Consider the following 7,608-nt stretch of genomic DNA (forward strand, 5'->3'; position numbering starts at 1 on the left):
GGGGGCCTCCGCAGCGACAGCCTGGGCCACCCCGCCGACGAGGTCACCGACCGCCATCGGAGTGGCACCAACCTGCTGCGCCGGCGGCGTCACCTCGACCTGCACGGAGAAGATGTGCGAGACCGACTCCTCCTTGATGGCGTCCATCATGGCCTCGAAGAGCTGGAAACCCTCACGCTGGTACTCGATCAGCGGGTCGCGCTGGGCCATGGCCCGCAGCCCGATCCCCTCTTGGAGGTAGTCCATCTCGTAGAGGTGCTCGCGCCACTTGCGGTCGAGGACGGAGAGCACGACACGGCGCTCGACCTCTCGCATGGTCGCGGATCCGAGTGCCTCCTCGCGCTGGTCGTAGGCGTGATGCGCATCGGACATCAGCTGTTCGCGGAGCAGCTCTGCGTTGACGCCGTTCCGACCGCCCGCGAGGTCCTCGAGCTCCTCGATCGTGATGCCGACGGGGTACACCTGACGCAGCGCCTCCCACAGGCGCTCGAGGTCCCAGTCCGCAGCGAATCCCTCAGCGGTCGCGGCGTCGACATAGCCGCCGACGACATCGTTGACGAACATCCGGAGCTGCTCGTGCAGGTCCCGCCCCTCGAGGACGGCGCGTCGCTCCTCGTAGATGACCTGGCGCTGCCGGTTCATCACGTCGTCGTACTTGAGGACGTTCTTGCGGATCTCGTAGTTCTGGGCCTCGACGGCGCCCTGCGCCTTCTGGATCGAGTTCGTCACCATCTTCGACTCGATCGGCTGGTCGTCCTCCATGCCGGCTGACACCATGAACCGGTCGACCAGGGCCGCGTTGAACAGCCGCATCAGGTCGTCCTGCAGCGAGAGATAGAACCGCGACTCGCCGGGGTCGCCCTGGCGACCGGACCGACCACGCAGCTGGTTGTCGATGCGGCGTGACTCGTGCCGCTCGGTACCCAGCACGTAGAGCCCGCCGATTCCGGTGACCTCATCGTGCTCGGCGGCAACCGCCGCCTCTGCGCCTGCCAGCGCCTCGTCCCACGCCGCCTCGTACTCCTCCGGGGTCTCCACCGGGTCGAGCCCGCGGCGCTTGAGCTCGGCGACCGCGCGGAACTCCGGGTTGCCCCCGAGCATGATGTCGGTGCCTCGTCCGGCCATGTTCGTGGCGACCGTCACCGCGCCCTTCCGGCCGGCCTCGGCGACGATCGCGGCCTCGCGCTCGTGCTGCTTGGCGTTGAGGACCTCGTGCTTGATGCCCTGCTTCTTCAGCTGCTGGGAGAGGTACTCGCTCTTCTCGACCGACGTGGTGCCGACGAGGATGGGCTGCCCGAGCGTGTGCCGCTCGACGATGTCGTCGACAACCGCGTTGAACTTCGCGACCTCCGTGCGGTAGACGAGGTCGGCCTGGTCCTTCCGGATCATCGGCATGTTCGTGGGGATCGGGATGACACCGAGCTTGTAGATCGAGTTGAGCTCGGCCGCCTCCGTCTGGGCGGTACCGGTCATGCCAGACAGCTTGTCGTACATGCGGAAGTAGTTCTGGAGGGTGATCGTCGCGAGGGTCTGGTTCTCGTTCTTGATCTCGACACCCTCCTTCGCCTCGATCGCCTGGTGCATGCCCTCGTTGTAGCGGCGCCCCGGGAGCATGCGGCCCGTGTGCTCGTCGACGATGAGGATCTCGCCATTCATGACGACGTAGTCCTTGTCCCGCTTGAACAGCTCCTTGGCCTTGATGGAGTTGTTGAGGTAGCCGATGAGCGGGGTGTTCACGGTGTCGTAGAGGTTCTCGATGCCGAGCAGGTCCTCGACGCGCGCGATGCCGCTCTCCAGGACCCCGACGGTGCGCTTCTTCTCGTCGACCTCGTAGTCGCCCCGGCCGTCCTCGCCCCGGCTCAGGCGCGAGGCGATCCGGGCGAACTCGACGTACCACTTCGTGGCGATGTCGGCCGGACCGGAGATGATCAGCGGCGTGCGCGCCTCGTCGATGAGGATGGAGTCGACCTCGTCCACGATCGCGTAGTGGTGCCCGCGCTGGACGAGCTCCGCTGGCTCCCACGCCATGTTGTCGCGCAGGTAGTCGAACCCGAACTCGTTGTTCGTGCCGTAGGTGATGTCCTTGGCGTACTCCGCGCGGCGCTGCTCGGGCGTCATGCTCGAGAGGATGCAGCCGGTCTCCATGCCGAGGGCCCGGTGGATGCGGCCCATGAGCTCGGACTGATACTCGGCGAGGTAGTCGTTCACCGTGATGATGTGCACGCCCTTGCCGGTGAGCGCGTTGAGGTAGGACGGGAGCGTCGCCACGAGGGTCTTGCCCTCACCGGTCTTCATCTCGGCCACATTTCCCAGGTGCAGCCCAGCGCCGCCCATGAGCTGCACATCGAAGTGCCGCTTGCCGAGAGTGCGCTTGCTCGCCTCACGAACCGCCGCAAAGGCCTCGGGCAGCAGGTCGTCGAGACTCTCACCGGCCTCGAGGCGCTTGCGGAAGCTGGGCGTCTCCTCGCGTAGTTCCTCGTCGGTGAGCTTCTCGAAGTCAGCCTCGAGGGCATTGACCTGCTCGGCCATGCCCTGAAGGCGCTTCAGGGTCCTGCCCTCACCCGCGCGGAGCAGCTTGTCGATGCCCAAGACCATGGTGCGTACTCACTCCCGACTCAACGTGATGCCACCCGCCGCTGGGCGGGCACGATCGCCCGTGTGGGTCACGGGACCTGCCTAGGCTAGTCGCAGGCAGGCCTTCCGGACCAACGGACCGGAGCCTTGAGTGAGTTCCCCGGCCGCCATCATGGGCCGTATGCCGCTGAGCTCGCTCTCAGGGGTCCGTGGTCGTCACGACGTGGTCGAGCCCGAGCCAGTGGGCCATCGACTCGAGATTGCGCTCCAGCGCCGGACGGGCATCCGGGGGCGCGTCCGGCTCCCACGTGACGGCGTGGCAGCGCAGGAGTCCGGCGGCGCGGTCCGCCTTGAGGTCGCATCGTGCGACGAGCGCGTCACCGTAGAGGAAGGGCAGCACGTAGTACCCGTGCACGCGCTTGTGCGCCGGAGTGTAGATCTCGATGCGGTAGTGGAAGTCCCAGAGGGCATGGACCCGGTCGCGCTGCCAGACGAGCGAGTCGAACGGGCTGAGCAGCGCCTCGGCGTGGACCCTCCGGGGGATACGCGCACCGGCGTGCAGCCACGCGGGGCGCCAGCCCGGCACGTCGACCGGGATGAGCTCGCCGGCGGTCTCCAGCCGACTGATCGCCACCCGGGCATCGGCGCGCTTGATCCGAAAGTAGTCGGCGAGGCAGAGCTCGGTACCGATGCCGTGAGCCCGGGCCGCGATGCGGACCAGTTCGACGAAGCGATCTGGGTCAGTCTCGGGTCCGGGCCGATCACGCCAGGCAGTTCTCAGCTGCCGTGGTGCCGTCAGCTCGAGCGACGCGTACCTCCTCTCGAACTGCGCCGTGCGCCCGGCGGAGCTGATCCGGCCGGCCCAGAAGAGGTACTCGAGGGCCTGCTTCACCTCGCTCCAGTTCCACCCCCAGTTCCCCTTGCCGCGCGGCTGGTCGTGGCTGAGCGCGACCTCGACCTCGCGAGCGGTCATCGGCCCGCGGTCCTCGACCTCGCGCTGGACCAGGTCGACGAAGTCCGGGCGCTCCGCGAGGATCCGACGCATCGATCCCCAGGCGCCGTCCGCGGCGCGGCGCATCCGGTGGTCGAGCAGCGGCCAGGTCTCGGGTGGAATGAGGCTCGCCTCGTGGGCCCAGTACTCGACGAGCCGCCGAGGCGCCCGGTCGCGAGCCCGCTCGAGGATCGTGCGGTCGTACGGACCGAGACGCGAGAAGAACGGGAGGTAGTGGCTGCGCGACAGGACATTGACGCTGTCGATCTGCACGACGCCGACCCGGTCGATGACGCGCTGGATGTGGCGCATCGAGGCGGCGAAGGGCGCCGGACGCGGGTCGAGAAAGCCTTGCGCTGCGATCGCGATGCGGCGAGCCTGCGCAGGGGTCAGCTGACGGACCGGGCCGGTGGACACGCCGCTGTTCACTCCCCCGGCTCGATGAGCCGCTGGCGCACGGCGTACATCGCCGCCTCCATGCGCGAATGCATCTGCAGCTTGTCCAGGATGTTCCGGATGTGGTTGCGGACGGTGTTCTCGGAGATGAACAGATCCCCGGCGATCTCGCGGTTGAGCTTGCCGCGCGCGACGAGCCGGAGGATGCCGAGCTCGCGCTCGGTCAGGCGTGGCAGCTCGAGCTCCGGGGTCGGGGCGGGAGCCGCCGCCTCGTGCCGGCTCATCTTCGAGAACTCCTGGAGCAGCTTCGAGGCCATCATCGGCGAGATGAGCGACTGCCCGTCGAAGACTCCCCGGATCCCGACCGCCACTTCCTCCGGCGGCACGTCCTTGAGCAGGTAGCCGTTGGCCCCGGCACGGACGGCCTCGAACAGATGCTCCTCGTCGTCCGAGCTGGTGAGCATGATGATGCGAGCCGACGGGATGCGCTGCTTGATGACCCGGCAGGCCTCGATGCCGCCACGCTTCGGCATCCCGACATCCATGACGATGACGTCGGGCAGCGTCTCCTCGGCAAGGTCAACCGCTTCGTTCCCGTCGGCCGCCTCCCCCACCACGTCGATTCCATCTTCCGTCTCGAGCACCGTCTGCAGCCCGCGCCGGTACAGCGCGTGATCGTCGACGATGAGCACTCTGATGACGTCTGGGGGAGCGGGATTCACCCCCTCATCTTGGCAGGGCCGGCGCTCCTGCGGGACGGGGACCGTGGTCAGCCCGTGGCAGCGACGGGCTGCTCCGTCTCGAGGTGCAGAACTCCGTAGCTCCAGCCGCGTCTGCGGTACACCACGCTGGGCCGGTCGGTGTCAAGGTCATGGAAGAGGAAGAAGTCGTGGCCCACGAGCTCCATCTGGTTGACCGCGTCCTCGAGGGACATGGGAGCCGCGGTGTGAACCTTCTCGCGGACCTCGATGGGCGAACTGCCCACAGCGCCGAAGCGGCCCTCCTCCTCCGCCCCGGTCCCGGAGCCGGCCTCCACGTCGGTCGCAGCCCCGGCGGACGCGGAGCCGTTCACCGCATCGATCCGGGCGGTCGCCTGCGCGACCGACTCGGGAACCCGCCGGCCCCGGCTCACGCGGCGCTTGTCGTTGACCCTGCGAAGACGTTCCATCAGCTTGTCGACGGCCGCATCGAGCGCGGCGTACTTGTCATCGAGCGCAGCCTCCGCGCGAATGACGGGTCCCTTCGCTCGACAGGTGATCTCGACTCGCTCGGACCCACGGCCTCGGGCAACTTGCTCGTGCGTCACGACGACGTCGATTCGATGCACCTTCGGCGCCAGTGCACCAACTTTGCCCAGGCGCTCGTTCAACAGCTCACGGAATCGGTCAGGGACCTGGACGCGGCGTCCAGTCACGACAATCTCCACGGTTCCTCCTTGGTCGCGCTCTGGGCGCTCAGTGCTCCTGGTTCGGGGCCCGGGACAGGCCCCCGCGTCACCTCGGCACCACCCTCTCCATCGATAGGGCCCGGCGCGGTCAGGCTGTCGAGATGACGCCGCACCACGGGGCCGGGGGTCTCCTTTCGATGACAGTACTTGGACCGATCGGCTGTGGGAAGGCATCCCGGAAGGGCCATGAGTCAGGTCATGGGCGGCGTGGGGTCGCTGCGATGACTGCCGCCCTCACGTCGATCGCGCCAGCAGCTCGCAGGGCTCGCGCACCTTCCGCGAGGGTGCTTCCCGTCGTGACGACATCATCGACGATGAGGCACCGCTGACCCCGGACGAGTGCTGCCGTCCGGCGCTCCACCTCCATGGACGACTGCAGGTTGGCGATCCTGCCGACCGCCCCCAGACCCGCCTGGTCAGCGACCACTCGTCGGTGGTGGAGAGTGTCCAGCGGGCCCAGCAGACGTGGCCCCTGCCCCGGAACGCCGGCCAGGCTCTCGAGCGCGCGGTGCGTCACGTGCTCGAGCGGACGGTCACCCCTGAGGCGCACGGACCGCGCGGACGACGGGACGGTGACGACGAGGACCGGACCGTCCGCCCAGCTGTACCCGCGCGGAGAGCCGGGTGCGGGCCCGCGGAGGGCGGTCGCCATCGCGGAGGCGAGGAGCACGGCCAGGCCCCGATCGAGGTCCCTCCTGCCACCGTCCTTCCAGGACCGGATGCCGGCGCGCAGCGGGCCGGTGTACTGGCCCCAGGCGAAGCAGTCGGGGAAGCCGGGAGGGACCGGGTCAGGCGCGACCAGGCGGACGCCCGGGGCCAGACGGGACCTGGCGAGTGCGGCCGAGCAGCGACGGCACCACGAGTGGCCGGGGCGCCTGCACCCGGCACACTCGAGAGGCAGCACGAGATCGAGCAGCTCGGCGAGGAGACGGACCACCCGGCCAGCAGATCGTGTGGGGTGCCGATGAGCGAGCCTGATGCCGCAACCTGTGGAGTGCGTCGCCGAGCCGCCGGGCCTGTGGACAGGCAGTCGCGCTGCGTGCAGCAGCCAGCTCAGCGGCCCGGCACGAGCAGATCGGTGCCCTCCCCGATCTGCCGCCAGCTCAGGCCAGCCTTGGCCATCACCTTCTTGTCATCGGTCAAGCAGATGAGACCCCGCTGGCCACCGGCCGTCGTGATCGTCCGGGCACCCCCCGGAACGGGCTCGAGACGCTCTTTCGTGGGGTCGCTCAGGCCAATGCGGACGCGTAGCCCGTCGAGCCCGCCACCGATGTGGCCGATCCACGGACTCACGTCGTCCCGGTCCGTGAGGCGACCGAGGACGGCAAAGGACTCGGCGCCGAGCCAGACCACGTCCTTCATCTGGCTCAGCGGCTGCGCCTGGCGGAGCGGCTCGGCGAGCGCCGCCGGTTGTCCGCTGGGTGCCCTCACCACACCGGTGACGTGCAGCTGGCTCGTTCTGGTTTTCGGGTCCCGGGTGATGATGAGCACCCGACTCCCGTCGCCCGACACCGTCAGCGCCACGATCTCGTTCCCACCGAGCCAGGAAACGTCGACGACAACGGGCTTCGGATGCGGTACGAGTGACGCCGTGTTGAGCGTCCAGATCCGTGCGCTCCCCCCTGCGCGTCCGGCGATCCAGAGGTACTGGTTCCGATCATAGGCCGGCCGGATGAGGTTGCTCCAGCTGCCGGGGATCCGCATCGCCTTCTCGTGCGCCGGCCAGATGGACAGCTCCTTGAAGTCCCCGCCGACCGCGGCAACCTGGTTCCCGTCGCGCGACAGGGTCAGCTCGGTCCACTCACCGGCCGGCTGGTTCGGGTCGTCCGGCTTGAGGGACTGCGCCCCTCGCCGACCCTGCGCATTCGCATCGTCGGGGATGAAGGTGGGATCGATTCGCTTGAAGGTCTTCCCGCTGCGGATGAGGGCCGAGTCGAAGACGGGCGCAGGCGTGAAGCCATAGCCGACCTCCTGCGGCGCGGAGAGGCTCGTTCCCACGCCGGCGAGCTCCAGCCCGGTACCTTCGACCGAGATGGAGATGGAGGAGACGTTCGCCCTCGACAGGGTCGCGGACAGCTGTGCCCACATCGCACGCCGCTCCTCGAGGCCCGCCGAGAGCGCGATCGAGCTGAGGTCCACCTGGGCATGCCCCGACTCGATGGGGACCGAGTCGACGGCGAGCCGCGTCGCGGCGGGGAAG

6 protein-coding genes are annotated in these 7,608 nt (G+C 68.7%); all 6 read right to left on the reverse strand.

The annotated features are described in order from the left end of the window. Positions 1-2,595 (reverse strand): preprotein translocase subunit SecA (gene secA, locus VIR15_RS00850; protein WP_331925575.1); only part of this gene is annotated, 2,595 nt, incomplete at its 3' end. 178 nt (positions 2,596-2,773) lie between these two features. Beyond that, on the reverse strand, positions 2,774-3,982 hold the full coding sequence (locus VIR15_RS00855) for a winged helix-turn-helix domain-containing protein (RefSeq protein WP_331925576.1): 1,209 nt from the start codon (positions 3,980-3,982) through the stop codon (positions 2,774-2,776). A gap of 8 nt (positions 3,983-3,990) precedes the next feature. Further along, positions 3,991-4,683 (reverse strand): response regulator, encoded by a 693-nt coding sequence (locus VIR15_RS00860; protein WP_331925577.1) that lies wholly within the window; start codon positions 4,681-4,683, stop codon positions 3,991-3,993. Between the two features lie 47 nt (positions 4,684-4,730). Beyond that, positions 4,731-5,387, reverse strand: a complete 657-nt coding sequence (hpf, locus tag VIR15_RS00865; RefSeq protein ID WP_331925578.1) for a ribosome hibernation-promoting factor, HPF/YfiA family — start codon at positions 5,385-5,387, stop codon at positions 4,731-4,733. 217 nt (positions 5,388-5,604) lie between these two features. Further along, positions 5,605-6,345 (reverse strand): ComF family protein, encoded by a 741-nt coding sequence (locus VIR15_RS00870; RefSeq protein WP_331925579.1) that lies wholly within the window; start codon positions 6,343-6,345, stop codon positions 5,605-5,607. A gap of 116 nt (positions 6,346-6,461) precedes the next feature. Beyond that, positions 6,462-7,608, reverse strand: a 1,147-nt coding sequence (locus VIR15_RS00875; protein WP_331925580.1) for an LpqB family beta-propeller domain-containing protein, incomplete at its 5' end; no start/stop codon positions are given.

Source organism: Intrasporangium sp., assembly GCF_036566125.1.
Lineage (GTDB): Bacteria > Actinomycetota > Actinomycetes > Actinomycetales > Dermatophilaceae > Intrasporangium.